The organism is Streptomyces sp. UNOB3_S3 (assembly GCF_020740895.1).
In the GTDB taxonomy this organism is placed as follows: Bacteria; Actinomycetota; Actinomycetes; order Streptomycetales; family Streptomycetaceae; genus Streptomyces.
This window is the reverse complement of the sequence record NZ_JAILXP010000057.1, coordinates 1-26,692: the sequence shown is the minus strand read 5'-3', so window position 1 is coordinate 26,692 and position 26,692 is coordinate 1. Positions and strand designations below refer to the sequence as shown.

General features: G+C 71.4%; 25 protein-coding genes, 1 tRNA gene and 2 pseudogenes. 11 read left to right on the top strand and 17 right to left on the bottom strand.

Annotated features, from left to right (window positions below; all coding sequences use genetic code 11):
* The 4 genes from K6I33_RS09155 to K6I33_RS09140 all read right to left on the bottom strand — a co-directional run.
* Positions 1-208 (bottom strand): hypothetical protein (locus K6I33_RS09155; RefSeq protein ID WP_229349689.1); only part of this gene is annotated, 208 nt, incomplete at its 3' end.
* A gap of 129 nt (positions 209-337) precedes the next feature.
* On the bottom strand, positions 338-1,069 hold the full coding sequence (locus K6I33_RS09150; protein WP_229349687.1) for a nucleotidyltransferase family protein: 732 nt from the start codon (positions 1,067-1,069) through the stop codon (positions 338-340).
* 54 nt (positions 1,070-1,123) lie between these two features.
* Positions 1,124-1,534, bottom strand: coding sequence for a hypothetical protein (locus K6I33_RS09145; protein ID WP_189453356.1), 411 nt, complete (start codon positions 1,532-1,534; stop codon positions 1,124-1,126).
* Positions 1,535-1,692: 158 nt separating this feature from the next.
* Complete coding sequence (locus tag K6I33_RS09140) at positions 1,693-2,805, bottom strand: ABC transporter ATP-binding protein (RefSeq protein WP_229349685.1); 1,113 nt, start codon at positions 2,803-2,805, stop codon at positions 1,693-1,695.
* A gap of 162 nt (positions 2,806-2,967) precedes the next feature.
* On the opposite strand from K6I33_RS09140, the gene K6I33_RS09135 reads away from it, so the two are divergent.
* Positions 2,968-3,040, top strand: a tRNA-Thr gene (locus K6I33_RS09135).
* A 71-nt stretch (positions 3,041-3,111) separates the two neighbouring features.
* Here K6I33_RS09135 and K6I33_RS09130 read toward each other — a convergent pair.
* Positions 3,112-5,262, bottom strand: a complete 2,151-nt coding sequence (locus tag K6I33_RS09130; protein ID WP_229349683.1) for an MMPL family transporter — start codon at positions 5,260-5,262, stop codon at positions 3,112-3,114.
* Positions 5,263-5,511: 249 nt separating this feature from the next.
* Here K6I33_RS09130 and K6I33_RS09125 point away from each other — a divergent pair, with 249 nt between their 5' ends.
* Positions 5,512-6,618 carry an aminopeptidase P family protein gene (locus K6I33_RS09125; protein WP_229349681.1) on the top strand — a complete coding sequence of 369 codons (1,107 nt, stop codon included), beginning with the start codon at positions 5,512-5,514 and terminating at the stop codon, positions 6,616-6,618.
* A gap of 3 nt (positions 6,619-6,621) precedes the next feature.
* Here the strand turns inward: K6I33_RS09125 and K6I33_RS09120 are convergent, their stop codons facing one another.
* The 4 genes from K6I33_RS09120 to K6I33_RS09105 all read right to left on the bottom strand — a co-directional run bounded on the left by K6I33_RS09120 (position 6,622) and on the right by K6I33_RS09105 (position 11,483).
* Positions 6,622-8,082 (bottom strand): MFS transporter, encoded by a 1,461-nt coding sequence (locus K6I33_RS09120; RefSeq protein ID WP_229349679.1) that lies wholly within the window; start codon positions 8,080-8,082, stop codon positions 6,622-6,624.
* Between the two features lie 162 nt (positions 8,083-8,244).
* On the bottom strand, positions 8,245-9,258 hold the full coding sequence (locus tag K6I33_RS09115; protein WP_229349698.1) for a zinc-binding dehydrogenase: 1,014 nt from the start codon (positions 9,256-9,258) through the stop codon (positions 8,245-8,247).
* Between the two features lie 84 nt (positions 9,259-9,342).
* Entirely contained in the window at positions 9,343-9,837 is a 495-nt protein-coding gene (locus K6I33_RS09110; RefSeq protein WP_229349678.1) for a hypothetical protein, read from the bottom strand.
* A 92-nt stretch (positions 9,838-9,929) separates the two neighbouring features.
* The gene (locus K6I33_RS09105; RefSeq protein ID WP_374283886.1) at positions 9,930-11,483 is read right to left on the bottom strand and encodes a M4 family metallopeptidase; all 1,554 of its coding nucleotides are present in this window, start codon (positions 11,481-11,483) and stop codon (positions 9,930-9,932) included.
* 321 nt (positions 11,484-11,804) lie between these two features.
* On the opposite strand from K6I33_RS09105, the gene K6I33_RS09100 reads away from it, so the two are divergent.
* Entirely contained in the window at positions 11,805-12,368 is a 564-nt protein-coding gene (locus K6I33_RS09100; protein WP_229349674.1) for a GNAT family N-acetyltransferase, read from the top strand.
* A gap of 27 nt (positions 12,369-12,395) precedes the next feature.
* Here the strand turns inward: K6I33_RS09100 and K6I33_RS09095 are convergent, their stop codons facing one another.
* On the bottom strand, positions 12,396-12,587 hold the full coding sequence (locus K6I33_RS09095; protein WP_229349671.1) for an antitoxin: 192 nt from the start codon (positions 12,585-12,587) through the stop codon (positions 12,396-12,398).
* A 180-nt stretch (positions 12,588-12,767) separates the two neighbouring features.
* Between K6I33_RS09095 and K6I33_RS09090 the strand changes: the two genes are divergently transcribed.
* On the top strand, positions 12,768-13,535 hold the full coding sequence (locus K6I33_RS09090; RefSeq protein ID WP_229349669.1) for a MerR family transcriptional regulator: 768 nt from the start codon (positions 12,768-12,770) through the stop codon (positions 13,533-13,535).
* Positions 13,536-13,581: 46 nt separating this feature from the next.
* On the opposite strand, the gene K6I33_RS09085 is transcribed toward K6I33_RS09090, so the two are convergent.
* Complete coding sequence (locus tag K6I33_RS09085) at positions 13,582-14,079, bottom strand: MarR family winged helix-turn-helix transcriptional regulator (RefSeq protein ID WP_229349667.1); 498 nt, start codon at positions 14,077-14,079, stop codon at positions 13,582-13,584.
* A 120-nt stretch (positions 14,080-14,199) separates the two neighbouring features.
* Here K6I33_RS09085 and K6I33_RS09080 point away from each other — a divergent pair, with 120 nt between their 5' ends.
* Both K6I33_RS09080 and K6I33_RS09075 read left to right on the top strand, forming a co-directional pair.
* On the top strand, positions 14,200-15,093 hold the full coding sequence (locus tag K6I33_RS09080; protein WP_374283879.1) for an EamA family transporter: 894 nt from the start codon (positions 14,200-14,202) through the stop codon (positions 15,091-15,093).
* A gap of 5 nt (positions 15,094-15,098) precedes the next feature.
* Complete coding sequence (locus K6I33_RS09075; protein WP_374283876.1) at positions 15,099-15,764, top strand: NAD(P)-dependent oxidoreductase; 666 nt, start codon at positions 15,099-15,101, stop codon at positions 15,762-15,764.
* A gap of 115 nt (positions 15,765-15,879) precedes the next feature.
* On the opposite strand, the gene K6I33_RS09070 is transcribed toward K6I33_RS09075, so the two are convergent.
* Complete coding sequence (locus K6I33_RS09070; protein WP_126915482.1) at positions 15,880-16,455, bottom strand: TerD family protein; 576 nt, start codon at positions 16,453-16,455, stop codon at positions 15,880-15,882.
* Positions 16,456-16,792: 337 nt separating this feature from the next.
* Between K6I33_RS09070 and K6I33_RS09065 the strand changes: the two genes are divergently transcribed.
* A complete protein-coding gene (locus tag K6I33_RS09065; RefSeq protein WP_238491394.1) occupies positions 16,793-18,049 on the top strand; it encodes a transposase in 1,257 nt (418 codons plus the stop codon).
* A gap of 163 nt (positions 18,050-18,212) precedes the next feature.
* A complete protein-coding gene (arfB, locus tag K6I33_RS09060; protein ID WP_229349663.1) occupies positions 18,213-18,650 on the top strand; it encodes an alternative ribosome rescue aminoacyl-tRNA hydrolase ArfB in 438 nt (145 codons plus the stop codon).
* Between the two features lie 26 nt (positions 18,651-18,676).
* Here arfB and K6I33_RS09055 read toward each other — a convergent pair whose 3' ends face one another.
* Positions 18,677-19,240: a flavin reductase family protein gene (locus tag K6I33_RS09055; RefSeq protein ID WP_229349691.1), complete on the bottom strand. Its 564-nt coding sequence runs from the start codon at positions 19,238-19,240 to the stop codon at positions 18,677-18,679.
* Between the two features lie 407 nt (positions 19,241-19,647).
* Between K6I33_RS09055 and cdgB the strand changes: the two are divergent.
* The 3 genes and pseudogenes from cdgB to K6I33_RS09045 form a co-directional block, all read left to right on the top strand.
* Positions 19,648-20,778, top strand: a pseudogene (gene cdgB / locus K6I33_RS36570) (diguanylate cyclase CdgB); the annotation flags it as partial.
* Between the two features lie 102 nt (positions 20,779-20,880).
* Positions 20,881-21,477: pseudogene (locus tag K6I33_RS36565) on the top strand (GGDEF domain-containing protein); the annotation flags it as partial.
* A 145-nt stretch (positions 21,478-21,622) separates the two neighbouring features.
* Positions 21,623-22,609, top strand: coding sequence for a CBM35 domain-containing protein (locus K6I33_RS09045; protein ID WP_229349658.1), 987 nt, complete (start codon positions 21,623-21,625; stop codon positions 22,607-22,609).
* Here K6I33_RS09045 and K6I33_RS09040 read toward each other — a convergent pair.
* From K6I33_RS09040 to K6I33_RS09025, 4 genes are all read right to left on the bottom strand, one after another.
* The gene (locus K6I33_RS09040; RefSeq protein WP_229349655.1) at positions 22,602-23,426 is read right to left on the bottom strand and encodes a class II fructose-bisphosphate aldolase; all 825 of its coding nucleotides are present in this window, start codon (positions 23,424-23,426) and stop codon (positions 22,602-22,604) included. The two genes, K6I33_RS09045 and K6I33_RS09040, sit on opposite strands and share 8 nt — an antisense overlap.
* 49 nt (positions 23,427-23,475) lie before the next feature.
* Positions 23,476-24,396 carry a 1-phosphofructokinase family hexose kinase gene (locus K6I33_RS09035; RefSeq protein WP_229349653.1) on the bottom strand — a complete coding sequence of 307 codons (921 nt, stop codon included), beginning with the start codon at positions 24,394-24,396 and terminating at the stop codon, positions 23,476-23,478.
* Between the two features lie 106 nt (positions 24,397-24,502).
* Complete coding sequence (gene nagA, locus K6I33_RS09030) at positions 24,503-25,657, bottom strand: N-acetylglucosamine-6-phosphate deacetylase (RefSeq protein WP_229349651.1); 1,155 nt, start codon at positions 25,655-25,657, stop codon at positions 24,503-24,505.
* Complete coding sequence (locus K6I33_RS09025; RefSeq protein ID WP_229349649.1) at positions 25,657-26,628, bottom strand: ROK family protein; 972 nt, start codon at positions 26,626-26,628, stop codon at positions 25,657-25,659. The genes nagA and K6I33_RS09025 overlap by 1 nt, the downstream gene beginning before the upstream one ends.
* Between the last annotated feature and the right edge of the window lie 64 nt (positions 26,629-26,692).

The following is a 26,692-nucleotide window of genomic DNA, read 5'->3' as shown; positions in this document are numbered from 1 at the left end:
CCCCCGGGGCCACCCCGTCCGCCCCGGCCGGCACGGTCCGTACGCCCACGGCGTCCGCGGGCGGCGCCGGGCAGACCAGCGGGAGCGCGGGCAGCGTCCGCCCGGCGCCGCAGTCCCCGCACCAGGCACCGGCTCCGGCGGCCCCGCAGCGCAGCTCTTCGGGGGCGACGACGGGTAGCTCGACCGGTGGCGGTTCGGGCGGCTCCACGAGCGGTTCGGGCGGCGGCTCCTCCGGCGGAGGGGCGCTCGGAGGGCTCCTCGGCTAGTCCTCGCCGGTACGCGAACGGTCCCGCGCCCTGTTGGGGTGCGGGACCGTTCCGCGCCCCTGACGGGGCGCTCAGCGCGCCAGTTCCTTCGCCGCTTCCGCGAGGTCCTTCGCCGTGTCGATCGCCCGCCAGTACGCCCCCTGCGGCAGCGGGAAGCCCGCGAGGCGGCGCTCGCGCGCCAGACGCGGAAACGTGGTGCGCTCGTGGTCGCCGCGCTCGGGCAGCAGGGCCGTGAAGGCGGGCGAGAAGACATAGACGCCGGCGTTGATGAGATACGGCGAGGGCGGGGCCTCGACGAAGTCCAGGACGTGCCCGAACTCGTCGGTCTTCACCGCGCCCCAGGGGATGCGCGGCCGGGCCAGCGCGAGCGTCGCCGTGGCGTCCCGCTCATGGTGGAACGCGGCCATCTCGCGCAGCGAGAACCGGGTCCAGATGTCGCCGTTGGTGGCGTACCAGGGCTCGTCGGGGCGGGGCAGGGAGGAGGCCGCGTGGCGCAGGCCGCCGCCCCGGCCGAGGGGCTCGGGCTCGACGACCGTCGTCACCCGCAGCGGCAGCTCGGCCGACGCGAGCCAGTCCTCCAGGACACGCGCCAAATGGCCGCACGAGACCACGGCGTCGGTGACGCCCTCGGCGGCCAGCCAGGCGAGTTGATGGCCGATGATCGGGACTCCCGTGCCGGGGATCTCGACCATCGGCTTGGGACGGTCGTCGGTGTACGGACGGAGCCGCGAACCCTGGCCTCCGGCCAGGATCACGGCTTGCGTCGGGTACAGGGTGTACGGGCTGTGCTGCGTGCCGGTCATGCTCCGCACGATATGCGGTGCCGCGTGCGGTGGTGCGGCCGGCGGTGGAAGCGGTCAGTGGCTCTGGACGCCGGCGGCGAAGGCCGTGTCGCAGACGGGACGGGCGAAGGACTGGGCCTTGCGCTCCCCGTACTTCTTGCGCGCGGCCTCGCCCAGGGCGCGGGCGATCGCCATGCAGTGCTGGGCCAGCGTGGGACGGCCGTTGGTCGCCTCCTGAAGGTGCGTGAGGGCGACGCCGGGGTTCTTCTCCTGGAGTTCCAGCAGCAGCTTGTCGCGCAGCACCTCGTGCGGCGCGCGGGCCTTGGCGACGGTCGAGGCGTTGTCGGAGGAGGCGGTGAGGACCTGCGACTCGGCGGTCGGCGCCGCCCAGGGAACGCGGGTCACCGCGAGAGTCCCCGAGAGCACGAGAACGACCGGGAGGACGAGAGCGAGGGTTCTGCCGATGCGGCGGGCGGCCTGGTTCATGCCGCAGATGGTAGCGAGGCGTAATGAAGCCGCTCCATTTAGTCACCCGGTCGGGGGATGTCGATGGTTATCAGAATGACGGTTGAGTTGACGTACGGAGCTCGAAATGAGCGGTGTGCCGGGGTATTTGCCGCCGGGGCGCGCGTCCTCGGTTACGCTCAGTCGCCGATGCGCTCGCCGCTGGACGTGGAGAACACGTGCAGCTCACCGGTGCGCGGTACGACGTGGAGCACGGAGCCCTTCTCGGGCACGCGGCGGCCGTTGACGCGGACCACGATGTCCTTCTGCTCGCCGCCGACCTCGGCGGTGCCGTAGACGTAGCCGTCGGCGCCGAGCTCCTCGACGACGTTGACGGTCACGGCGACGCCGCCGGGCTCGCCGCCCTTGCCCTCGGGCCGCTCGACGACCTCGAAGTGCTCGGGCCGGACGCCCACGGTGACCGTGCGGTCGCCCTTGTCGGCGGCGGTGGTCAGCGCCTCGCGGGGCACGGGCACGACGTCGGAGCCGAACTTCACCCCGCCGTCGGTGATCGGCACCTCGACGAGGTTCATCGCGGGGGAGCCGATGAAGCCCGCCACGAAGAGGTTGGCCGGCCGGTCGTACATGTTGCGCGGGGAGTCGATCTGCTGGAGCAGGCCGTCCTTGAGCACGGCGACGCGGTCGCCCATGGTCATGGCCTCGACCTGGTCGTGGGTGACGTAGACGGTGGTGATGCCGAGGCGGCGCTGGAGGCTCGCGATCTGGGTGCGGGTCTGGACGCGCAGCTTGGCGTCGAGGTTGGACAGCGGCTCGTCCATGAGGAAGACCTGCGGTTCGCGGACGATGGCGCGGCCCATGGCCACGCGCTGGCGCTGGCCGCCGGAGAGGGCCTTGGGCTTGCGGCCCAGGTACTCGGTGAGGTCCAGGATGCGGGCGGCGTCCTCGACCTTCTGGCGGATCTCGGCCTTCGGCACGCCCGCGATCTTCAGGGCGAAGCCCATGTTGTCGGCCACGGTCATGTGCGGGTAGAGCGCGTAGTTCTGGAACACCATGGCGATGTCCCGGTCCTTGGGCGGCAGGTGGGTGACGTCCCGGTCGCCGATGCGGATCGCGCCGCCGTCGACGTCCTCCAGTCCCGCGAGCATCCGCAGGGAGGTGGACTTGCCGCAGCCGGAGGGGCCGACGAGGACCAGGAACTCCCCGTCCTCGATGGCGATGTCGAGCTGGTCGACGGCGGGCTTGTCGGATCCCGGGTAGATCCGGGTGGCTTTGTCGTACGTGACCGTGGCCATGGTGATGTGATCCCTTCACCGGCAGGAACGTGCCGGACGATCCGAGTAGAGGGAGTGGTCCAGTCCAATCGGGCTGGGTTTCCCGTGACGCTACCGGGGTGGAGGGCCGTTGTCAGCAGATGGCGGGTCACGAAGTCGTTGTGGGTAGACTGCGTCTCGCATGCCGCCTTAGCTCAGCTGGTAGAGCACCGCTCTTGTAAAGCGAAGGTCGTCGGTTCGAGTCCGACAGGCGGCTCGGTGAAGAAACGCGGAACCGCAGGCCCTCCTCGGAGGGCCTGCGGTTCTTGTGCGTCACGGGTCCGGTTTTCAGCTCCGGCGGGTCATCCGGTCCTCGTGGGCGGGGGTCTCCCCGGCGGGCACCTGGGGCGAGTCCTGGTGGCCCGGCCACCAGGCCTTGTGGCCCAGCAGCGAGGTGACGGTGGGCACCAGGAGCATCGCCATCACGAAGGCGGTGAGCAGGATGCCGAAGCCGACGGCGAAGCCCATCTGCTGGAGCATGGAGTTGTCGGCGAGGACCAGCACGCCGAAGGTGCCGGCGAGGATGATCGCGGCGGAGGCGACGGTCGGGGTGGACTGGGCCACGGCCGTGCGGATGGCCTCCTTGGGCGGGACGCCGCGGCGGACCTCCTCGCGGAGGCGGGCGACCATCAGGATGTTGTAGTCGGTGCCGATCGCGACGACGAAGAGATAGACGATCACCGGCAGCATGAAGAGCAGCCCGTGCTCGCCCTTGATGTCCTGGAAGAGCCAGACGGTGGAGCCGAGGGTGGCGCCGAAGCCCAGGGCCACGGCGATCATCAGATACCAGGGCGCGACCAGGCTGCGGAGCAGCAGACCGAGGATGATCATGATGGCCAGTCCGGCGGCGGGGAAGACGACCCGGTAGTCGTGGCCCACGGCGTCCTCGATGTCGGCGAGGACGGCGGAGGTGCCGCCGACGAGGGCCTCGGTGCCGGAGGGCGCGGCGGCGTGGGCCGCCTCGCGCAGCTCGCCGCCCGCGAGGTCGATGGCCTTGTCGGCGGTGGGCGCGTACTTGAGGATCACGCTGTACTGGGCGACGGTGCCGTCGGCGTTGACGACGGCGGGCGCGGCCGTGCCGACCCCGTCGACGGCGGCGAGCCTGCCGCGGAAGGTCTCCAGCGCGGCCCGGTCGAGGCGGGCGCCGTCCTTGGCGCTGAGGTAGACCATGGCCGGGTCGGACTGGCCGGCGGAGAAGCCGCGCTGCAGGTCCTTCATGGCCTGGACGGACTCCAGCTTCTGCGGCATCTGGCTGCTGGTGTCGAACTGGGGCTTGAAGCTGAAGGCGCCCACGGCGAGGACGGCGAGGACGGCGGTGGACAGGACGGCGACCACACCGGGGCGGTGGGCGACCAGCCCGCCGACACCGTTCGCGAAGCGGTTCCTCGGCTGCTTGCGCCAGCCCTTCGACGGCCAGAACGCCGCGCGCCCGAGGAGGGAGAAGACGGCGGGCACGAGCGTGAGCGCCGCGACGAGCGTGACGGCCACGGAGATGGCCAGCGAGGGGCCCATCGCCCGCATCATGCCCAGCGTGGAGAGCAGCAGGGCGAGGAAGGCGACGATGACCGCCCCGGCGGCCGAGGCGATGGTCTCGCCGACCCGGGCCACGGCCTCGACGAGGGCCTCCTTGGGCTCCTGGCCCTGGCGGAGGTGCTCGCGGTAGCGGAAGAGCAGGAAGAGGATGTAGTCGGTGCCGACGCCGAAGAGGACGACGATCAGGATCGCGGAGATGGAGGAGTCGGCCTTCAGTCCGCCGACCTCGGCGGCGGTGCCGATGAGGCCGGTGGCGACCATCGAGACGACGGCGATGATGATGACGGGCAGGACGGCGATCAACGGGCTGCGGAAGATGACCAGCAGCAGCACGATGATCAGCAGGAACGTCGCCGACATGACCATGGCGTCGGTGTCGCTGGAGGACTCCTTGGCGTCGAGCTGGGTGGCGGCCTGGCCCGTGATGCCCATCTTCAGATGGGTGCCGCTCAGCAGCGGTTTGGCGTCGTCGCGCAGCTTCTTGACGGAGTCCGGCAGCGTCTCGTCGTTGAAATTCTTGGTGGTGGCGTAGACGTTGGCCAGGGCCACCTCGCCGTTGGGGGAGACGGCCTTGGGGTCGGTGACCACCTTGGCTATCTTCTCGCGGTGCTTGCCGTCGAGCCCGGCGGCGACCTTGACGACGTCGCGCTTGTCGGCGTCGTCCAGCTTGCCGCCGTCGGCGCGCTGGAACACCGCGATGGCGGCGGGCTGTTCGGTCTGCGGGAAGGCCTTCTGCTGGAGATTCCCGACCCGCACCGATTCGTAGTGCGAGGGCAGGAACTCGGTCTCGTCCGTGGTGGACTTCAGGCTCGGGGCGAACATGGCGAGTGCCACGGCCGCGATGATCCAGCCCGCGATCGTGAGCCAGGGCCGGTGGACGGCGAACCGCCCGACTCGACGGAACATAACGCTCCTCAACTACCTCTTAACAGCATGCGTGTACGTGTGTTCGTATGTGTGGTATCGGCATGAACACGCTAGGGACTGGAGTTCCCCGTCCACAACAAAATTCCGGGGAATCAGAGGGAAATCGGCCCTGGGGTGGGGAAGCCCCGGAAACCTCTCAACCTTGAGGAGGAGGGCCGATGGAGACCCTCTCACCCGTGGGGTAGAGGTCACTCGGCCGACCGCCTTCGTCCGGATTACGCTGCCCTCATGAGCGATGTCGATTTCTATGCCGCGCGTATGGAACGCGCCGTCCTGGCCGCCGTCGAGGCGGGCCTGGCCGGTCTGATCATCTCCCCGGGCCCCGATCTCGGCTGGCTCTGCGGATACCGCGTCCCGGCCGTCACCGAGCGCCTCACGGCCCTGCTGCTCGTCCCCGGCCGCAAGCCCCTGCTCGTGGTGCCCCAGTTGGAGCGGCCCGACGCCCAGCACTCACCGGGAGCGGGTGCGTTGGAGATCACCGGCTGGGTCGACGGCGAGAACCCGTACACCGTCCTCGCCGGCCACCTCGACCCGCGGGGCCGCTACGGCGTCTCCGACGCCACCTGGGCGCTCCACCTGCTGGCCCTCCAGCGAACGGCCCCGGGAGCGGGCTTCGGGGCGCTCACGGAGGTCCTCCCGATGCTGCGGGCGGTGAAGGACGCCCACGAGGTCGAGCTGCTCGCCGCCGCCGGGGCGGCCGCCGACGCCACGTACGAGGCGATCGTGGACGTGCGCTTCGCCGGGCGCCGCGAGCACGAGGTGGCCGCCGACCTCGCCCGGCTGCTCCGCGAACACGGCCACTCCCAGGTCGACTTCACGATCGTCGGCTCGGGCCCCAACGGCGCCAACCCCCACCACGAGGCGGGCGACCGCGTCATCGAGAACGGCGACATGGTCGTCCTCGACTTCGGCGGCCTCAAGGACGGCTACGGCTCCGACACGACCCGCACGGTGCACGTGGGCGAGCCGACGGCGGAGGAACGCAAGGTCCACGACGTCGTCCGCGAGGCCCAGCAGGCGGCGTTCGAGGCGGTGCGCCCCGGCGTGGCCTGCCAGGACGTCGACCGCGTGGCCCGCCAGGTCATCCGCCGCGCGGGCTACGGCGAGTACTTCATCCACCGCACGGGGCACGGCATCGGCGTCACGACGCACGAGCCGCCGTACATGGTGGAGGGCGAACACCTGCCGCTGGTACCGGGGATGTGCTTCTCGATCGAGCCGGGCATCTATCTGCCGGGGCGGTTCGGGGTGCGGATCGAGGACATCGTGGCGTGCACGGAGACGGGGGCGCGGAGGCTGAACAACACGGCGCGTGAGCTGCGGGTGGTGGGCTAGCCCTCACACCACCCGCATCCGGTGCGGGTCGTAGTCGTGCGCCGCGGCGGGCGCCGCCATCCGCTGCGGCGCCCGCGCGTTGACGAGCACGCCCGCGACCACCGCCGCCAGCAGCATGATCCCCGCCCCCCACGCCATGGCGACGGCGAAGCCGTGGACGACACCGGCCTCGACGGCCACCGACGTCGCGATCGTGTTCAGCAGCGCCGTCCCGATCGAACCCCCCACCTGCTGCGCGGTGTTCACCGTCGCCGAGGCGACTCCGGAGTCGCGCGGCGCCACCCCGGACGTGGCGACGTTGACGACCGGCATGAAGATCAGGCCCATGCCGAACCCGACGAGGATCTCGGAGGGCAGGACGTGCGAGGCGTAGGCCGGCTCGGCGGTCAGGAACGTCAGCAGGAACAGCCCCGCCGCCGCGAGCAGCGCGCCCGGCACCATCAGCAGCCGGGGCGGCAGCCGGGTCATCAGCCGCGCCGAGACCTGCGTCGAGGCGAGCACGATCGCGCCCGTCAGCGGCAGAAAGGCCAGCCCGGTCCGGAGCGGTGAGTACCCGAGCACGACCTGCATGTAGTAGGTCATGAACAGAAACATCCCGAACATCCCCACGACCGCCAGCGCCATCGTCGTGATCGCGCCGCCCCGGCTGCGGTCCCCGATGACACGCGGCGGCAGCAGCGGGCTGCGCGCCCGCGTCTGCCACAGGGCGAAGGCCGCCAGCAGCACCACTCCGCCGCACAGCAGCCCGAGGACCAACGGGCTGGACCATCCGTGCGGTTCGGCCTCGCTGCACGCGTACACGACGGCCACGAGCCCGCCGCAGCCCAGCACCACCCCGGGCAGGTCGAGGCTCGGCCGGTCGGCCGGGGGCGGCCGGTGGTCGCGCAGCAGCCAGACCGCCCCGACCAGCGCGACCAGGGCGATCGGCACATTGACGTACAGGCACCAGCGCCAGTCCAGGTACTCGGTCAGCAGACCGCCGGTGATCAGCCCGATGGCGGCGCCGCCGCCCGCGATGGCGCCGTAGATCCCGAACGCCTTGCCGCGCTCGCGCAGATCCGTGAACGTCGTCGTCAGCAGCGACAGCGCCGAGGGCGCCAGCACCGCCGCGAAGACGCCCTGAAGGGCGCGGGCCGCGTAGAGCGTGCCCTGGCTGTGCGCGGCGCCGCCGAGCGCGGAGGCGACCGCGAAACCGACGAGGCCCAGGGTGAAGGTGCGTTTGCGCCCGACACGGTCGGCGATCCTGCCCCCGAGCAGCAGGAGCCCGCCGAAGGCGAGGGAGTAGGCGGTGATGACCCACTGCCGGTGGGCGTCGGTCATCCCGAGCTCACGCTGGGCCGAGGGGAGAGCGATGTTCACGATGGTCGCGTCGAGCACGACCATCAGCTGCGCCAGTGCGATCACCACCAGCCCCCACCAGCGGCGGGGGTCGGAGCCGGCTATGGGGGGCTCGTTCGAGCTCATGGGTACCCGCTCTCGCGTGCTTTCGCGCTGCATGCGACGTGCGCGGCGTGCGCGACGTGCAGAAGCTCGCGATCCAGCCTAGGCCCGCCGGGTGAAATACGCCCCCCGGCAACCGATCGGCCGCTAGTTCGACATATTTCGGCGTATCCCGGAACGGGCGGCTCAGGGGACGAGCACGACCTTGCCCATCGTGCCGCGCGTCTCCAGCGCCCGGTGGGCGGCGGCGGCCTCGGCGAGCGGGAAGCGCTGCACGGCCGGTACGACCCGCCCCGCCGCGGCCTCCGCCAGGGACAGCTCCTCCAGCCGCCGCAGCCCGGTCTCGCCCCCGCCGAACCGTTCCAGCATGGCCGGGCCGAGCACATTGTGCGAGGTGATGCCACGCTCGGCGAGCCAGGCCGGGTCGGGCCCCTGGGGCCCGCCGCCGACCGTGCCCCGCGCCGACCAGCCGAAGACCAGGTGCAGCCCGCCGGGCGCCAGCAGGTCGAGCGCGGCGTCCGCGGCCGGGCCGCCGACGCCGTCGAACACGACCGTCGCGGCGCGCCCCCACAGGGCCGTACGGGCCCGCTCGGCCCACTCGGGGTCGTTGTAGTCGAGCGCGATGTCCGCGCCCAGCGCGCCGACGTGCGCGACCTTGACCGGCCCGCCGGCCAGCCCGACGACGGTGGCGCCGGCGTTCCTGGCGTACTGCACGAGCAGGGAGCCGATGCCGCCCGCGGCGGCCGTCACGATCACGACGTCGTCCTCGCCCAGCTCCGTGAAGCCCAGGATGCCGAGCGCGGTGCGGCCTGTGCCGATCATGGCGATGGCGCGGTCCTCGGCGAGCCCGTCCGGCAGCTCGTGGAGTCTGGCGGCGTCGGCGACGGCCAGCTCCGCGTAGCCGCCGCCGGGGGCGGTACGGCCCAGGTGGGCCACGACGCGCCGGCCGAGCCAGCGGGGGTCGACGCCCTCGCCGAGGGCGTCGACGGTGCCCGCGACCTCCCGGCCCGGGACGGCCGGCAGCTCGGGCAGGCCGTACGGGTTGCCGGGGTCCCCGGCGCGCTGGGTGGTGTCGACGAGATGGACGCCCGCGGCCGTCACGGCCACCCGGACCTGGCCGGGGCCGGGAACGGGGTCCTCGACGCGCTCGTGGCGCAGGTTCTCGGCGGGGCCGAAGGCGTGCAGACGGATGGCGTGCATGGCGCTCTCCTCGAAGATCGTCACGGGGACGGTCACGAGTCTTCAACCTCAACCAAGATTGAGGTCAAGAGGCGGCGCCGGCGCTCAGACCCGGGGGAAGCGGCCCTGGAGGTCCCAGATGACGGGGTTGTCGGCGAGCCCGTCGTGCATGTCCACCAGATCCGCGATCAGGTCGTGGAGGAAATCGCGGGCCTCGCGGCGCAGGGCCTTGTGGTCGAAGGTCAGCGGCGGGTCGTCCGGCGCCCAGTCGGCCGTGACCTCCACCCAGCCGAAGCGGCGCTCGAAGACCAGGCAGTCGGTGGACTCGGTGAAGTCCAGCTCGGCGAACTGCGTCTGCGCCGAGCGGCTGCCCCGGGGATCGCGGTCGATCTTCTCGACGATGTCGCACAGCGCCCACGCGAAGTCGAGCACCGGCACCCATCCCCAGGCTGTGGACAGTTCCCGGTCCTCCTTGACGTCGGCCAGGTAGACGTCGCCGCAGAAGAGGTCGTGCCGCAGGGCGTGCACGTCGGCGGTGCGGTAGTCCGTCTGCGGGGGGTCCGGGAAGCGGCGGGAGAGGGAGTAGCCGAGGTCGATCACGCTTCATGGTACGTACGACGGGCGCGCCCCCGCCGCCACAGGGGCGACGGGGGCGCTGGGGGGTGTACCGGTGGGGGTGTACCCGTGCGGCGTTACTTCACGTTGATCGCGGTCCAGGTGGCGGCGACCGTCTTGTACTCGTTGCTGTTGGCGCCGTAGAGGTCCGCGGTGGCCTTGAGGGTGCCGGTGCGGGCGGCCTTGTAGTTGGTGGTGGAGGTGAAGTACGTGGTCAGGGCCTTGTACCAGATCTTGGTGGCCTTGTCCCGGCCAATGCCCGTGATCTTGGAGTTGTTGTAGGTGGGGCTGTTGTAGCTCACGCCACCGACGACCTTGCTGCCGCTGCCCTCGGACAGCAGGTAGAAGAAGTGGTTGGCGGGGCCGGAGGAGTAGTGGACGTCGACGCTGCCCAGGGAGGACGACCAGTAGTCCTTGGAGCGGCCGTCCTTGCTCGGCTTGTCCATGTAGCGCAGCGGGCTGCCGTCGCCCCTGATGTCGACCTTCTCGCCGATGAGGTAGTCGCCCGGGTCGGTGGCGTTGTTGGCGTAGAACTCGGCGGCGGTGCCGAAGATGTCGGAGGTGGCCTCGTTCAGACCGCCGGACTCACCGCTGTAGCGGAGGTTGGCGGTGGCGGAGGTGACGCCGTGGGTCATCTCGTGGGCGGCCACGTCGAGCGAGGTCAGCGGCTTGGCGTCGTTCTCGCCGTCGCCGTACGTCATGCAGAAGCACTCGTCGTCCCAGAAGGCGTTGACGTAGCCGCTGCCGTAGTGGACGCGGGAGTAGGCGCCCTTGCCGTCGCCCTTGATGCCGCTGCGGCCGAGCACGTTCTTGTAGAAGTCCCAGGTGACGGCCGCGCCGTAGTGGGCGTCGACGCCCGCGGACTGCCGGCCGCCGCCCCACACGTCGCTGGCGTTGGTGAAGAGCGCGCCGGTGCCGTCGGTGCCCTGGTTGAGGTCGTACGTCTTGTGGCCGCCGCGGTCGCCGTCGGTGAGCGTGAAGCCGGAGCCCGACTTGGTGGTGCTCAGCGAAACCTTTCCGCTGTAGGTGCTGGTCCCGGTGCCGGTCTCGATGGCCTCGTCCTGGAACAGCTTCTCACCGGTGTTCGCGTCGGTGATCACGTGCAGCTTGCTGGGCGTGCCGTCCTTCTGGACGCCGGTGACCACGGTCTCGTACGCCAGGACCGGCTTGCCCTGCGCGGCCCAGACGACCTTGCGCGGCGCGCGGTCGGCGTCGGCCTTCGCGGTCTCCTTGCCGGCGGCGACGCTCAGCGCGCTCTTCTTGGCGGCGGCGGGCGCGAGGGCGGGCGTGGTGCTGGGCACGGCTATCTTGGCGTCGGTCGCCTTGGTGACGTCGCGGGCGCCGTTCTTCTTCTGGTGCACCACCAGGTCGCCGCCGAGCACCGGCAGGCCCTCGTACGTGCGCTCGTAGCGCGTGTGAACCGTGCCGTCGGTGTCCTTCACGACGTCACGGACGACCAGCTTCTCCTTGCCGGCGTCCAGGCCGATCCTCGCGGCGGTCGAGGAAGCCTCGCCCTGTGCCTCCTTGACGGCGGAGGCCCGCTGCCCGGCCGACAGCGCCAACTGCTGCCCGCCCTCGGCCTTTTCGGCCGAGGCGTTCGCCGAACCCGACTGCACACCGATGACGACCATGGCGGCGGAGGCGACAAGTGCGGCGGCACGCAGGGAGTTCTTACGGGGGGTGGCGGTGATGCTTCTCAACTCGATCTCCTAAGAGGGGGGTTACGGGCAGCCCTGGCGAAGGCCGCACCGTTGCGTCAGGAGTGATGCAGGAGCGAATTGAGGAGAGCGTGCCATCGATGGAGGGAGATTGACAGGGGCGCAACAAGGATTTGATCTGCCGGTAAACGCTGAGCGGTGGATTGGATCCGCTATGCGGTGAGTTGGGAGGTGGGGAAGATGTGTTCAACTGGTGGTGAAGGGCAGTTGAACAGAGGGAAAGGGGTGGCGGGAATGGATATCGGAATGTACGCGGAGGACTACCTTCCGGAGCAATTCCGCGTACAGGCGCATGCGTTGCGCGAACAGGCGTGGCCGGGCCTGGGGGGAATCCCGCACGATCCCGCGTTGAATCCGCTGACGATACTGCTGGTAACGCCGGAGGGTGAAGTCACGGCGGTGCTCGACGTCCTGCGGAAGGGCATCGAGCACGAGGGCGTCCGCTACCGGGCCGCGGGCCTGAGCTCGGTCGTCACGGCCGAGGCGCACCAGGGCAAAGGACACGGGCGGCAGCTCGTGGCTGCCGCCCGTGAAATCATCGCGAAAAGCGGTGCGGACCTTGGAATCTTCACCTGCGACCGGCCCTTGCGGGGCTTCTACGAGGGGGCCGGGTGGCGCGTACTGGAGGGCGCCGTGCTCGTCGGGGGCACCCCGGAGGCCCCCTTCCCCAGCGACCGCCCGGGGTTCGACAAGGTCACGATGGCGGACTTCTTCACCGAGCGGGGGCGGCGGGGCGCCGCGTCGTTCCGCGACAGCCGGATCGGGCTGTACTCCGGGGAGATCGACAGGCTGTGGTGAGGCGGGCCGCGGTGAGGGGAGATCGCGTCACGGCTGGTCGTCCGGCTTCCGTTCCTGGGTGCCCAGCTGTTCGTTGATCTTCTGCTGCGCGGTGTCGACCTGGCTCTGGTACTTGTTCCCCGTCTTCGCGTCGAACGCGTCGCCGGCCTTCTCGACGCCCTGCCGGGCTGTGTCCTCATGCCCTTGGAGCAGGCTCTTGAGCTTGTCGAGCATGGACATGGTCGTCCTCCTTACGGAATGCCTGACGGCTTCAGGATCGCCGCGTTCCCGCCGCGCCGCATCCCGGGGATGGGGACGGGGGCGGAGCCGTGCGGGCGGGCTTGCGGTTACCGTTGCGTCAACTCCTACGGTCCTTCCCGGGGCCGGAGACGCCGGCCCGGTGATGGAAGGCTGAGACGGATGGCCTGGTCGATCGCGGATGTGGCCCGGATGTCCGGGGTGACGTCCAGGACTCTGCGGCACTACGACGAGATCGGGCTGCTGCCGCCCGCGTGGACCGGGCACGGCGGGCTCCGCCACTACGAGGAGGCCGATCTGCTGCGGTTGCAGCAGATCCTCCTGATGCGGGAGCTGGGCCTGGGGCTGCGCGATATCCAGGCGGTCCTGGACAGCCAGGTCGACCGGCTGGCCGCGCTCCGCGAGCACCACGAGCGCCTGCTGGGCGAGCGCGACCGTCTGGAGACGCTCGTGCGCACCGTCAGCCGCACCATCGCCGAACTGGAGGAAGGAAAGGGCGGCGACGGCATGACGAAGATCAACCGGCCGGAGAACCTGTTCGAGGGTTTCGACCATGCCGGTGCCGAGGTGGAGGCGGAGGTGCGGGAGCGGTGGCCGCAGCAGTGGGAGCAGTCCCGGCGGGCCACCGAGGCGATGACCGCCGAGGACATGGAGCGGTGGCAGCGGGAGGCGACGGCGCAGATGGTCCGCATGGCGGAGTTCATGGTGGCCGGCGTCCCCGTCACCGACCCGGCGGTGCAGGCCGAGGTGGAGATCCACTACCGGAGCGTGTGCAGCTTCTGGACCCCGAACGCCTGCGCGTACAAGGGGGTGGGGCAGACCTACGTCGACGACCCGCGGTTCCGCGCGAACTTCGACAGGATCGCCGAGGGGCTGGCCGCCTACCAGCGTGACGCGATGGCCGTCTACGCGGACGCCCGGCTGGACTGAGCGGCAGAGCCCCGGGGGCTGTCGCGTTCCACCCCGTCCCGCCGCCTCACCCCGTCCTGTCGCCCATCGACTCCAGCAGTGCCCGCAGCGATCCCGTCAGCGCCTCCCGCTCGCCCGGGCTCAGGACCGCCAGGAGGCGTTCCTCCGTGGCGACGTGGTCCGGGAGGGCGCGGTCGATGAGGGCGCGGCCCTCGTCCGTGAGGGAGACGACGACGCTGCGGCCGTCGTGGTCGCTGCGGGTGCGGGTGACGAGACCGCGGGCCTCGAGGCGGTCGAGGCGCTGGGTGATGGCGCCGGAGGTGACCATCGACGAGCGCATCAGCTCGGCCGGTGTGAGGCGGTGCGGGGGGCCGTTGCGGCGGAGGGTGGCGAGGACGTCGAAGGAGGCGGCGTCCAGGTCGTGCGCGGCGAACGTGCGCCGGAGCTCGGTGTTGACCAGCTGGTGCAGCCGGTTCAGGCGGCCGATCACGGCCATGGGGGAGGGGTCCAGGTCGGGCCGCTCGCGTGCCCACTGTTCCAGTACTCGGTCGACGTGATCTGCCACGGCCTCAGCCTAGCAATGTCTTAGCGGTGAGGTAGATCACGGAGGCGGATCACCGGATCGCTCACCAATAGCTTAGTGCTGAGTTATATTGGCTTAGTGCTAAGCAATCGGATCGGGATCGTGTTCCTCACCGCGCTGGCGCCCGCCATCTGGGGCACCACCTACGCCGTCACCACGGAGTTCCTGCCGCCCGGCCGGCCTCTGCTGGCGGCCGTCATACGGGCGCTGCCCGCGGGGCTCGTCCTGGTGGCCGTCACCCGGCGGCTGCCGAAGGGCGTCTGGTGGTGGCGGGCGCTGGTGCTGGGGGCGCTCAACATCGGGGCGTTCTTCGCGCTGCTGTTCGTCGCCGCGTACCGGCTGCCCGGCGGCGTCGCCGCCACCGTCGGGGCCGTCCAGCCCCTGCTGGCCGCCGGGCTCTCCACCGGCCTCCTGGGGGAGCGGCTCTCGCTGCGCACGGTGCTCGCCGGCGCGGCGGGCGTCGCCGGCGTCAGCCTGCTCGTCCTGCGGGCCGACGCGCGGCTCGACGGGATCGGGGTGGCGGCCGCGCTCGGCGGCGCGGTGGTGATGGCCACCGGCGTCGTGCTCAGCAAGCGCTGGGCCTCGTCCGTGCCGCCGCTCGCGGCGACGGGCTGGCAGCTCGTCGCCGGAGGCGTGCTGCTGCTCCCGGTCGCCCTCGTCGTGGAAGGCGCGCCGCCCACCTCGCTCACCGGGGCGAACCTCGCCGGGTACGGCTATCTGGCCGTCGTCGGCTCCGCGTTCGCCTACGCGCTGTGGTTCCGGGGCATCCAGGCGCTGCCCGCCACGGACGTCACCTTCCTCGGGCTGCTGAGCCCCGTCGTCGCCACCGCGCTCGGCTGGCTCGCGCTCGGCCAGTCCCTCACCGCCGCACAGGGGCTGGGCGGGCTGGTCGTCCTGGGCGCCCTGCTCGTGGCTCAGACACAGTCCGGATCCGGCCGGCGGTCCCGCCGGCAGTCGCTTCAGCAGTCCCGTCAACCTGCTCGTCAGAGGAGCTGAGAATCATGCGGAAGTCCCTGCACATCACCGTTTTCGGAGCCGCCGGTAACGTCGGGCGCCGTGTCGTCGCCGAGGGCCTGGCCCGGGGGCACGTCGTCACCGCCGTCGTCCGCGATCCCGCCCGGGCGCGGGCGGCGGGGCTGCCCGAGGCAGCGGAAATACGCACCGGCGACGCGGGAAACGCCGAGGATGTCGCTGCCTTGAGCGCCGGGCAGGACCTGGTCATCAGCGCCACCCGGCCCGCCCCGGGGCAGGAGCGGGAGCTCGTCGCCATGGCGGAGGCCCTGCTGGCCGGTGCCGGGAAGGCCGGGACCCGGCTGCTGCTCGTCGGCGGCGCGGGGAGTCTCTTCGTACCGGGCAGCGGCGGCCTCGCGCCCATCGTCGACGACCCGGTGTACGTGCCCGAGGAGGTGCGCCCCATCGCGCTGGCCTGCGGTGAGCAACTGGCCGTCTGCCGTGCCGCCGACGAGACGGTGGACTGGACGTACCTGAGCCCGCCGGCGCTGCTGGAGCCCGGGGAGCGGACGGGCGCGTACCGGCTGGGCCGCGACGAACTGCTCGTCGACGGCGAGGGGAATTCGGCCGTCTCCATGGAGGACCTGGCCGTGGCCCTGCTGGACGAGGCCGAGGAGCCCCGGCACCGGCGGGCCCGGTTCACCGTCGCCTACTGAGGCGCTTGCTGAGTCGCTTACTGAGTCGCCTACTGAGGCGGGTACGCGGAGGGCCGCGCCGTCCCGCTGGTGCGGGGTGGCGCGGCCCTCCGTCGTTCGTCAGACGTCGACTTCGTCAGACGTTGACGCCGAAGTCCTGGGCGATGCCGACGAGGCCCGAGGCGTAGCCCTGGCCGACCGCGCGGAACTTCCACTCGGCGCCGTTGCGGTAGAGCTCGCCGAAGACCATGGCCGTCTCGGTGGCCGCGTCCTCGCTGAGGTCGTAGCGGGCGATCTCGGCGCCGCCGGCCTGGTTGACGATGCGGATGTAGGCGTTGCGGACCTGGCCGAAGTTCTGCGAGCGGGCCGCGGCGTCGTAGATGGAGACCGGGAAGACGATCTTCGTGATGTCGGCCGGGAGGGCCGCCAGGTTCACGTTGATCTGCTCGTCGTCGCCCTCGCCCTGGCCGGTGGTGTTGTCACCGGTGTGGACGATGGACTGGTCCGGCGTCGACTTGTTGTTGAAGAAGACGAAGTGGGCGTCGGAGTAGACCCGGCCGCCCGCGTTCACGGCGATGGCGCTGGCGTCGAGGTCGAAGTCCGTGCCGGTGGTGGTGCGGACGTCCCAGCCGAGGCCGACCGTGACGGCCGTCAGGCCCGGGGCCTCCTTGGTGAGGGAGACGTTGCCGCCCTTGGACAGGCTTACAGCCATGGGATGGGTCCCTTTCTGCTTCTACGTCGACTCGCGGCGCGCTCCAGGCCGCCGTCACACCCCTGATAACGCCATGTGGGGGACCTGGGGTTCCCTTCCGCTTTACCTGTTTCTTGCGAGGATGCCTCGGCGTTCACGCTGGGGAGGAAGCGCATCCGGGCGTTGTGACGCGGAGTGTCGCCGCGGCCGGTTCAGGGCGCGGACCGCCCGTATCGCTGTCAGGAGCCGCCAGGGCAATGCGAACGCGCATACCTGCGGTCGCCGGTTGGGGTGATGGCGGCGGGATCGGGGTACGTGTGTGCGGCGGTCGTGCGTATGGTCCTTCTGAGGGCTGGGGATGTCATGGTTCCCGGCCGGGGGCCATGGGGGCGAGGTGGCGCAGGTGGGGGTGGCTGCGGAGGTCGGGTATGCCCGCTACACCTACCGGCTTCGTGTGTCGTCCGCCGCTCGCACTGCTCTGGTGGCGGAGTGGGACCGGTGCCGGTGGGTGTGGAACGAGTGCGTCGCCAAGTCCAGGGCCGTGTACCTGCACAACAAGGCCACCGGTCAGAAGGCCACGTGCGGCCCGGCTCAACTCTGCAAGATGCTGACCGAAGCCCGCGTCCGTACGTCGTGGTTGCGTGAGGGCTCGTCGGTTCCCCAGCAGCAGGTCATCCGAGACTTCGGCCGCTCCCGCGCCAAGGCCCAGAAGGACATCGCGGAGCGCCTGCCTGTGGCGCGCCGGGCCGGGATGCCGAAGTGGAAGACCAAGCGTGAGGCGCTGCCGACCCTCAACTACACCCGGTGCGGGTTTCGGCTGAAGGACGGTCGGCTGCACCTGGCCGGGGGCGTCGTCGTCACGGTGGTGTGGTCTCGGGAACTGCCGGCCGAGCCGTCCTCGGTGCGCGTCTATCAGGACAGCCTGGGGCACTGGTACTGCTCGTTCGTCGTCCCCGCCCAGGTCCAGCCCCTGCCGAAGACCGGCCGCGTACTGGGCGTCGACTGGGGCGTGAAGCAGACCGCGACCACCACATCCGACGCCCACGACCTGCCGCATGCCGAGTACGGCAAGAAGGCGCGGGCGAAGCTGGCCCGGTACGACCGGATGATGGCCCGCCGCAGGCCGAAGAAGGGTCGGCCCGGATCGAAGGGCTACCGCGAGGCGAGGAAACTGAGGGCGAAGGCGCACAAGAAGGTCGCGAGGCAGCGTGAGGACACCGGCCGTAAGTGGGCCAAGAAGGTGGTTCGCGACCACGACGTCATCGCTGTCGAGGACTTCCGCCCGAAGTTCCTGGCCAAGAGCACCATGGCCCGCAAGGCCGCTGACGCCGCCATCGGCGCCACCAAAGCCGCCCTGATCGAGACGGGCCGCAAATACGGGCGGATCATCCGCCTGGTACACCCCGCGCACACCACGATGGACTGCGCGCACTGCGATGCGAGAGCCAAGCACGCACTGCCGCTGGGAGAGCGCACCTACACCTGCACCACGTGCGGAGTCTCATCCCCCAGGGACAAGAACTCCGCACGCGTGATGCTCGTCCGGGCTGGTCTCGACCCGGCTGGCGCTGATGGCGGAAGACCTCCTGGAGCGCTGCTCCAGGAGGCGGCCTGAGCCAGGAATCCCCTCCCTTCAGGGAGGGGAGGATTCAATTTCTTTGCCGGTTCCGCCGCGACGCCCGACGCCGCCGACGCGACGCCGCCGCGCCGCACGCCCGGCCTGGCGACAGCTCGGCCCGTGCAAAACGAGGTGACGTGTTCGCGTCCGGCAGGGGAACATGGGACGCATGTCCGGTCCCCACGTCATCCGCGGCTCCGTCTCCCTCCCCGAGGCCGAGCTCATGTGGCGCTTCTCGCGTTCCTCCGGGCCGGGCGGTCAGCACGTCAACACGAGCGACAGCCAGGTCGAGCTGCGTTTCGACCTCGCGGCGACGAACGCGCTGCCCGAGGTGTGGAAGCAGCGCGCGCTGGAGCGGCTCGCGGGCCGGCTCGTCGGCGGCGTCGTGACCGTACGGGCCTCCGAGCACCGCTCGCAGTGGCGGAACCGCGAGGCGGCGGCCGTGCGGCTGGCGGCGCTGCTGGCCGAGGCGAGCGCGCCGCCGCCGAAGCCGCGGCGGGCCACGAAGATCCCGCGCGGCATCAACGAGCGGCGGCTGCGCGAGAAGAAGCAGCGCGCCGACACCAAACGGGGGCGTTCCGGGCGCGATTGGCACTGACCGCGACCGGCTTCGATCGCCTGCGGTCAGTCCAGGTGGCGGTAGCGTCCCTGGAAGTACGTCAGCGGGCCGCTCTCCGTGCTGGGCGTGTCCGCGCGCAGCACCCGGCCGATGACGAGGGTGTGGTCCCCGGCCACCACGCGCTGCTCGGTGCGGCACTCCAGGACGGCCAGGGCGCCGTCGATCAGGGGGGCGCCGCTGATCGCGCCGCGCTCGTGGGGGACGTCCGCGAAGAGGAGCCGGTCGCTGATGCGGCCCTTCATGGCGAAGCGGCCCGCGACGGTGCGCTGGCCCTCGGCGAGCACGGAGACGGCCCAGGAGGGCTGCCGCTCCAGCAGGTCGTCCATGCGGGAGCCGTTGCGGACGCTCACCATCACCAGGGGCGGGTCCAGGGAGACGGAGACGAAGGCGGTGGCCGTCATGCCGACGTCCTCGCCGCGGGGGCCGTCCTCCGGGTCGTGCGCGGTCAGCAGCACGACGCCGGCCGCCAGCCGGGTCAGGGCGGCGCGGAATTCGTCGGCGGTCACCCCCTCGGGGTGGCCCTGGCGGTGGATGTCGGGCTCGGCGGTCACTACCTCAGGATGGGCTATGCCGGTCTCGGTGGGCGAAGTCGTCTGCAACACGCCTCGCACGCTAGCCGTCCCGGGGGATGAGACGCATCGGGCCGGGGGACCAGTCGGGGTTCCGATCGGGTCCTAGGTCCTGAGAGCCTGTGCGCGTACGTCCGCGTGGGAATCGGTCCGGAAGAGACCTGATCATGTCCGTTCGTGTCTTTTCCGGGCCGTTTTCAGGGCCGTCGAATTTGCGTTCATTAAGCATAAGAGCGCGCTCGAACGCCAGGGGTGGCACTTCAACGCCCTCTGTGACATGAGTCACAGAGGGCGCTAATTGTTGACCCTGTGTACCGGGTGGTCAGCTCGCTGTGATTCAGTGGCCGGGTAATCGGACGAACAAGAAGCCTGGAGTTTGCTGTCGAGGTCTCGGGGGAGAGCGAGCTATGGAGACCGAGTCGGAGCCGTACGTCCGCCTGGCCACGCTGAAACAGGTCCATCGGGCGATCGCGGACCTGAACACCGCGCGCAGCCTCGCGGACACCTTGCAGACCGTCGCCGACGGTGTCGTGTCCGGGCTCGGTTACGAGCTCTCCGCCGTCAACCTCGTCCGCCCGGACGGTGATCTGGTCGTCGCCGCCGTGGCCGGCAGCGCCAGCGCGGAGGCCCTGATGGCGGGGCGTGTCGGCTCGCGCGTGTCCTGGGAGCGGCGGCTGGCGATGGGGGACGAGTGGGGCGATCTGCGCTTCATCCCGTACACCGAGGGCTGGATCCTCGACGACGACGACGTCCCCCAGTGGCACACCGCCGGCCCCGCGCCGCGCTTCGCCGACGAGTGGCACCCGATGGACCGGCTCTTCGCCCCGATGTACTCCACGGGCCCCTCGGGCGGCGAACTGCTCGGCGTCATCTCTGTGGACAAACCGCGCAATGGCCGTAGACCCGGCGCATGGGGCCGGGAGGCTCTTCAGATGTATGCGTCGCAGGCGGCGATTGCGATCAGTAACGCTCGTCTACGCGCAAATATGCAACGCGCTCTGGTCCGGCTCGAACGGGAACAGCAGGCGCTGCGCGCCAGCGAGGAGAGCTTCCGGCAGGCGTTCGAATACGCGCCGAGCGGGATGGCCATCGCCGAGATGGGCGGCGACCAGCACGGCCGGCTCCACCGCACCAACGACGCGCTGTGCCGGCTGCTCGGCCGCTCCGCCTCCCAGATGCGCCGCTACTCCTTCGCCGACCTCGTCCACCCCGAGGACATAGGCACCCTGCTCCGCACCTCCGCCGAGGGCGGCCGCGCCGAGCTGCGGCTGGCGCGGCGCGACGGCACGTTCGTCTGGGTGTCGCTGCGCAACTCGGTCGTGGCCGACGCCGCCGACGGCCCGCGCTTCCTGCTCACCCACGTGGAGGACATCGAGGAGCGCAAGCGGCACGAGCTCCAGCTCGCCCACCGCGCCAGCCACGACTCCCTGACCGGCCTGCCCAACAGCGCCGAGCTCCGAGCCCGCCTCAGCAGCCGGCTCTGCGGCCGCCCGCCCGGCAGCGAGACCCACGCGGCGGCGGCCGCCGGCCCGTACGGGGCGCTGGACGGCTTCGCGGAGGTCGCGAGCGTGGAGAGCACGGCGTATGTGCCGGAGCCGCTGCCGGCGGGTGCGGCGGGCGCCGCGGGCGCTCTCACGGCGGGTGGCGCCCCTGGTCATGGCCACGGACACGGCTTCGGATCCGACACCGGGCCCGACTACGCGCCGGACTTCCCGCCCGAGGACTACGGCGGCGGCCCGGGTCTCTCCGGGCTCTCCGTCGGCTACGGCTACGGCCACGGTCACGCCTACGACCACCACGAGCACGCGATCGCCCCGGACGAGGACGCCGACGACGGCACCAAGGGCCTGGCCGTCCTCTTCTGCGACCTCGACGGCTTCAAGTTGATCAATGACCGGTTCGGCCACCACACGGGCGACGCGGTGCTGATAGAGGTCGCCCGGCGGCTGAGCAACGGCGTGCGGGAGGGCGACACCGTCGCCCGGCTCGGCGGCGACGAGTTCGTCGTCCTCGCCGACGGGCTGGCCCTCGCCGACGCGGAGGATCTCGCCGCCCGGCTGCGGAATGCCATCATTCCGCCCATAAGGGTCGACGGCCGGGCCGTCCGGGTGGGGGCGAGTTTCGGAATCGGCTGGGCCGGGTGCGGTATGAGCGCGGACGAAGTGCTGCACTCCGCCGACCAGCGGATGTACATGGAGAAGCGGGCGCGCGCGAAGGCGGGAAGACGCGCCGGATGACTTCCGGGCGAGTGCCGCTTTGATCACGCTTCGTCCCGATTTCCTGGGCTGGGGCGCACGGCGTGAATACACCCGCTCGGGGTACGCTTCGCCGATGCGGCACCGCCGACGGGGACACCATGTTGGATATGGGGAGTGACAGGGGATGACGGCCGGTAACAACGGCGCGGGCAACGGTTCGGGAGCGTCCGGGGCGCCGGAGAACGACGACCCGTTCGGTTACCTGTACCGCTCGGAGGGCGGGTCCACCGAGGGCGGCCAGAACCAGGCCGCCGCCTATCAGCCGGGCGTTCCCCGCACGTCCTACAACCAGGTCCGCCCGGTGGGCTCCCGCACATACGGCGGCACCCAGGGCGTCGGATCCAACCTCGGCGCGGCCGCACAGCGACCCGGCGGGCCGAACCCGCACTACGCCGCGCCGGAAACCCTGCCGGGCGGTATGCCCGCCCAGAGCGGCGGCCGCGCCCAGGGCACTCACGGCGGCCATGGCACGCCCCCGGCCCGGCCGAAGCGGCGCGGGCTGCTCATAGCCGCGATAGCGGTCGTACTCGTGGTCGCGGGCGGCATCGGCGTGGCCATGCTGACCAACAGCTCGTCCGACGACAAGCAGACGACGGCGGGCGGCGAGGAGAAGCCCGGCGGCGACGAGCAGGACAAGGGCGACGACGCGAAGAAAAAGAAGGAAAAGGACAAGGACGAGAAGCCGAAGAATCCTTCGGTCAACAGCCAGACGAAGCGTGACGCGTCGAACCTCCGGCTGAGCGGCGGTGCGACCACGGAGAAGACCGTAAAGGGCGCCCAGGCTGACGGGGGCATCTACATCACGGGCATGAACCAGCCTGGTGCGGCCGTCGAGTGGACGGTGGACGTCGAGAAGGCCGGGGAGTACCGGCTGAACCTGCGCTACGGCGTGCCCGGCAAGGACGCCACCCTCACCACATGGGCCAACGGCAACAAGACCTTCAGTACCATCAAGATGAAGAACTACGGCGCCAAGCCGGGTGACTGGGAGAACGGCTGGTTCACCAGCTGGGTCCAGGTGACGCTCAACAAGGGCACCAACACCCTGAAGTTCTCCTGTGAACCTGGCAATGAGTGCGAGTCCCACCTCGACCAGGTCTGGATCAGCTGACGCCCCCCAGGAAACCCGCTACCGCCCCCGCCATCGCCTCGCGAGCGGGGGCTAGGTATTTCCTGGGATCGACGGTGGAGGGATGGGCCTCCAGGAAGGCGCGGACCGCGCCGGTGTAGGCGGTGTTGAGGGCCGTTCCGACGTTGATTTTCTTGATGCCGGCAGCGATGGCGCGGCGGATTTCCGCGTCCGGAACGCCTGAGGAGCCGTGGAGGACCAGGGGGACCGGGAGGGTGGTGGCGAGGGTTGTGATGAGGGCGTGGTCGAGGGTGGCCGTGCGTTCGGTCATGGCGTGGGTGCTGCCGACCGCGACGGCCAGGGCGTCCACGCCCGTGTCGGCCACGTAGGCGGCCGCCTCGGCCGGGTCGGTGCGGACGCCGGGGGTGTGGGCGTCGCCCGCCTTGCCGCCGATGCGGCCCAGTTCGGCCTCCAGCCAGATGCCTCGTTCGTGGGCCCAGCGGGCGGCGGAGGATGTGGCCTTGACGTTGTCGCCATAAGGGAGCTTCGACGCGTCGAACATTACCGAGCTGAAGTCGTGGGCGTGCGCGGTGCGAAGGAGGTCCGTGCTCTCGACGTGGTCGAGGTGGAGGGCGAGCGGGGCCGTCGACGCGCGGGCCACGGCTGCCGTCGCGGCGGCGATGGGGGCGAGGTTCCCGCCGTGGAACTTCACGGCGTTCTCGGAGATCTGGAGGATGGCCGGGGCGCCGGCCGCTTCCGCGCCGAGTGCGATCGCCTCGGCGTGTTCCACGGTGATGACGTTGAAGGCCATGACGGCTCCGTCTGCGGTCATCAAGTCGGCGGTGCGGGTCAGTGGCATGCGGTTGCTCAACCCTTCCGTGGGTACGGGTGTTCAGGCGCCGCCGGGGTCACAGCGTTTCTACGCGTACGCCCGCCCTCAACTCCTCGTACGCGCCCGCGTCGAACTCCCCCGCCCCCGGCGCCCGGACCGTCGCCGCCGACAGGGCCACCGCGCGTATGAGGCGGTCCGGCCAGGGCAGACCCTCCGTCAGGGCCGAGAGGAGGCCCGCGACGGCCGAGTCGCCCGCGCCCGTGGGGTTGCCCCGCAGGGGAGTGGGCGGAGTGGCGCGCCAGGTGCCGGTGGGGGTGATGGCCAGCATCCCCTCGGGGCCCAGCGACGCCGCGACGGCGTGGGCGCCGCGGCGGCGGGCGTCCAGGGCGGCGGGGAGGGGGTCCGTGGAGCCCGTCAGCGCGGCCAGTTCGGCGGCGTTGGGCTTGACGACGTCCGGGCGGGCGGCGATGCCGCGGCGCAGGGGTTCGCCGCTGGTGTCGAGGAGCACCGGCACCTGCCGGGCGCGGGCCTGGCGGATCAGGTGGGCGTAGGCGCCGACGGGGACGCCCGGCGGCAGGCTGCCGCACAGGGCGACGGCCTCGGCGTCGCGCAGCAGGTGGCCGTAACGGTCGTCGAAAGCGGCCCATTCGGCCGGAGTGACGTCCGGGCCCGCCTCGTTGAGCTGTGTCGCGTCGCCGGTCGCGTCGTCCACGACGGCCACCGTGCGACGCGTGGCGCCGGTGATGGGCACCAGTGCGTCCGTCAGCGGGCCCGTCGACTCCGCGAGGAGCCGGCGCAGCGTGTCGCCCGTGGCGCCGCCCGCGAAGCCGGTGACCACCGTCTCGTGCCCCAGCGCGGCCAGCACCCGCGCGACGTTCACGCCCTTGCCGCCCGGCCGTTCGGCCGAGTGCCGGACGCGGTGCGAGGTGTGTGGGAGCAACCGGGGGACGCGGTACGTCAGATCGAGCGCGGCGTTGAGCGTGACCGTGAGGATCATCGGCGCCTCTCTCGACGGTGGTGGGTGCGCGCCAGCGATCATGCCAAAGCGGGGGCGGCGGGCACAGTCCCCCGGGCCCGCCGCTCTCGATGAAGTGGGCGGATAATTACCGCACTTCCGGCTTAACCAGCCATTCGCCCTTGCGCATCACACCGACGAGGTCGAACGTCCCGTTCAGGACGACCAGGTCCGCGTCCTTGCCCGTTTCGATCGTGCCGATCCGGTCCGACAGGCCCAGCAGCCGCGCCGGGGTCGTCGACAGGGCCCGTACCGCGTCCTCGACCGGCAGGCGGTCGATCGTCACCGCGCGCTTGAACGCCGTGTCGAGGGTGAGGGTCGAGCCCGCGATCGAGCCCGCCGTCGGGCCGTCCGCGATCCGCGCGACGCCGTCCTTGACCTCGACGCTCATCGGGCCCAGCGGGTACATCCCGTCACTCATGCCCGCCGCGCCCATCGCGTCCGTGATGAACGCGACCCGGTCCGCGCCCGCACTGGTGAAGGCCAGCTGGAGGGCTGCCGGGTGGAGATGGGTGCCGTCGTTGATCAGCTCTACCGTGACCCGCTCGTCCTCCAGCAGCGCCGCGATCGGGCCGGGCGCGCGGTGCAGCAGCGACGGCATCGCGTTGAAGAGGTGGGTGGCGACCGTCGCACCCGCCTCGATGGCGTCGAGGGTGGCCTCGTACGTGGAGTCCGTGTGGCCCACGGCCGCGATCACGCCGTGCTCGGCGAGCAGCCGGACCGACTCCAGGCCACCGGGGAGCTCCGGCGCCAGCGTCATCATCCGCGCCGCGCCGCGCGCCGCGTCGACGAGCTTGCGGACGTCCGCCGGGTCCGGGTCGCGCAGCAGCTCCGGCTGGTGCGCGCCGCAGCGGTGCGGGGAGATGAACGGGCCCTCGAAGTGGATGCCCGCCAGGTCGCCCTGCTCGGTCAGCTCGGCGAGGGTCGCCGCCTGCCGGGCCAGGTCGTCCAGGTCGCCCGTGACCGTCGAGGCGACCATGGTGGTGGTGCCGTGGGCGCGGTGCGTGCGGATCGCGGTGAGCGCCTCTTCGGCGTCGCCGGACGAGAAGGACGCTCCGCCGCCGCCGTGGACGTGGATGTCCACGAAGCCGGGGACGATCCAGTGGCCGGTCAGGTCCAGCTCGTGCGCCTCGTGCGCGGCGTTCTCCGCGATGCGGCCGCCCTCGATCGTTACGCGGCCCCCCTCCGCCACCCCGGTCGGCAGCACTGCGCGGGCGCCGGTGAGAACCGTTCGTTCGATCATCAGGCGGATACCTCCGTGGATTCCGTGGATTCCGTGTCGTGCGTTGCGAGTAGGTCCCAGGCGAGCAGGCCCGCGCCCAGGCAGCCGGCGGTGTCCCCGAGGGCCGCCGGGACGATCCGGGGGAGCTTCTGGAAGGTGACGCGCTCGGCGACCGCCGCGCGCAGGGGGGCGAAGAGGGTTTCCCCCGCCTCGGCCAGGCCGCCGCCGATGATCAGCACGCGCGGGTCGAGCAGGGTCAGGGCCGTCACCAGGCCGTCGGCCAGCGCCTCCACCGCGTGCCGCCACACCATCCGGGCGCGGGGGTCGCCCGACGCCACGGCCTTCGCGCAGTCCGCGGCGTCGGCGGCCGGGTCGCCGCTCGCCTTCGCCCAGGCACGGCTGACCGCCGACGCGGAGGCGATCGTCTCCAGGCAGCCGCGGCCGCCGCAGCCGCAGTCGAGGCCGTCGGCGTCGGCGCCGTGGCGTACGGCGATGTGGCCGATCTCGCCCGCGTATCCGTGGGCGCCGGCCTCGATGCGGCCGTCTATGCCGATGGCTCCGGCGATGCCGGTGCCCAGCGGTACGAAGAGGAAACGGTCGGCGCCCTGGCCGGCGCCCACGCGGCCCTCGGCGAGGCCGCCGGTGCGGACGTCGTGGCCGAGGGCGACGGGGGTGCCGGCCAGGTGGTCGCTGAGGCGGTCGCGGAGGGGGAGGTCGCGCCAGCCGAGGTTGGCGGCGTAGACGGCGGTGCCGGTGGCGGTGTCCACGATGCCGGGGACGGCGATGCCGGCCGCGGCGGCCGGCTCGCCGTACGCGCGCAGGCCGTGCTCGCGGAGGTCGGCGGCGAGGGCGAGGATGCCGGCCACGACGGCTTCGGGGCCCTTGGCGCGCTCGGTCGGCCTGCGGGTCTCGTGGAGCAGGGTGTGGTCCGGGGCGACCAGCGCGGCCTTGATGGCGGTGCCGCCTACGTCCAGGGCGATGACGTGTTTCACGTCTGTAGTTTCGCCCTTGCGGGCATGAAAGGTCTAGTCCACTCGCCGGTGGGTGGGGTGGGTG

Excerpts from the sequence above, each read along its gene's own strand:
- K6I33_RS09045 (WP_229349658.1), top strand. The coding sequence starts at position 21,623 with ATGACGGCCGGTAACAACGGCGCGGGCAACGGTTCGGGAGCGTCCGGG.
- K6I33_RS09145 (WP_189453356.1), bottom strand. The coding sequence starts at position 1,534 with ATGAACCAGGCCGCCCGCCGCATCGGCAGAACCCTCGCTCTCGTCCTC.
- K6I33_RS09150 (WP_229349687.1), bottom strand. The coding sequence starts at position 1,069 with ATGACCGGCACGCAGCACAGCCCGTACACCCTGTACCCGACGCAAGCC.
- nagA (WP_229349651.1), bottom strand. The coding sequence starts at position 25,657 with ATGATCGAACGAACGGTTCTCACCGGCGCCCGCGCAGTGCTGCCGACC.
- K6I33_RS09140 (WP_229349685.1), bottom strand. The coding sequence starts at position 2,805 with ATGGCCACGGTCACGTACGACAAAGCCACCCGGATCTACCCGGGATCC.
- K6I33_RS09040 (WP_229349655.1), bottom strand. The coding sequence starts at position 23,426 with ATGCCACTGACCCGCACCGCCGACTTGATGACCGCAGACGGAGCCGTC.
- arfB (WP_229349663.1), top strand. The coding sequence starts at position 18,213 with ATGGGACGCATGTCCGGTCCCCACGTCATCCGCGGCTCCGTCTCCCTC.
- K6I33_RS09035 (WP_229349653.1), bottom strand. The coding sequence starts at position 24,396 with ATGATCCTCACGGTCACGCTCAACGCCGCGCTCGATCTGACGTACCGC.
- K6I33_RS09070 (WP_126915482.1), bottom strand. The coding sequence starts at position 16,455 with ATGGCTGTAAGCCTGTCCAAGGGCGGCAACGTCTCCCTCACCAAGGAG.
- K6I33_RS09130 (WP_229349683.1), bottom strand. The coding sequence starts at position 5,262 with ATGTTCCGTCGAGTCGGGCGGTTCGCCGTCCACCGGCCCTGGCTCACG.
- K6I33_RS09115 (WP_229349698.1), bottom strand. The coding sequence starts at position 9,258 with ATGCACGCCATCCGTCTGCACGCCTTCGGCCCCGCCGAGAACCTGCGC.
- K6I33_RS09075 (WP_374283876.1), top strand. The coding sequence starts at position 15,099 with ATGCGGAAGTCCCTGCACATCACCGTTTTCGGAGCCGCCGGTAACGTC.
- K6I33_RS09100 (WP_229349674.1), top strand. The coding sequence starts at position 11,805 with ATGGATATCGGAATGTACGCGGAGGACTACCTTCCGGAGCAATTCCGC.
- K6I33_RS09125 (WP_229349681.1), top strand. The coding sequence starts at position 5,512 with ATGAGCGATGTCGATTTCTATGCCGCGCGTATGGAACGCGCCGTCCTG.
- K6I33_RS09065 (WP_238491394.1), top strand. The coding sequence starts at position 16,793 with ATGTCATGGTTCCCGGCCGGGGGCCATGGGGGCGAGGTGGCGCAGGTG.
- K6I33_RS09105 (WP_374283886.1), bottom strand. The coding sequence starts at position 11,483 with ATGGTCGTCATCGGTGTGCAGTCGGGTTCGGCGAACGCCTCGGCCGAA.
- K6I33_RS09120 (WP_229349679.1), bottom strand. The coding sequence starts at position 8,082 with ATGAGCTCGAACGAGCCCCCCATAGCCGGCTCCGACCCCCGCCGCTGG.
- K6I33_RS09095 (WP_229349671.1), bottom strand. The coding sequence starts at position 12,587 with ATGTCCATGCTCGACAAGCTCAAGAGCCTGCTCCAAGGGCATGAGGAC.
- K6I33_RS09090 (WP_229349669.1), top strand. The coding sequence starts at position 12,768 with ATGGCCTGGTCGATCGCGGATGTGGCCCGGATGTCCGGGGTGACGTCC.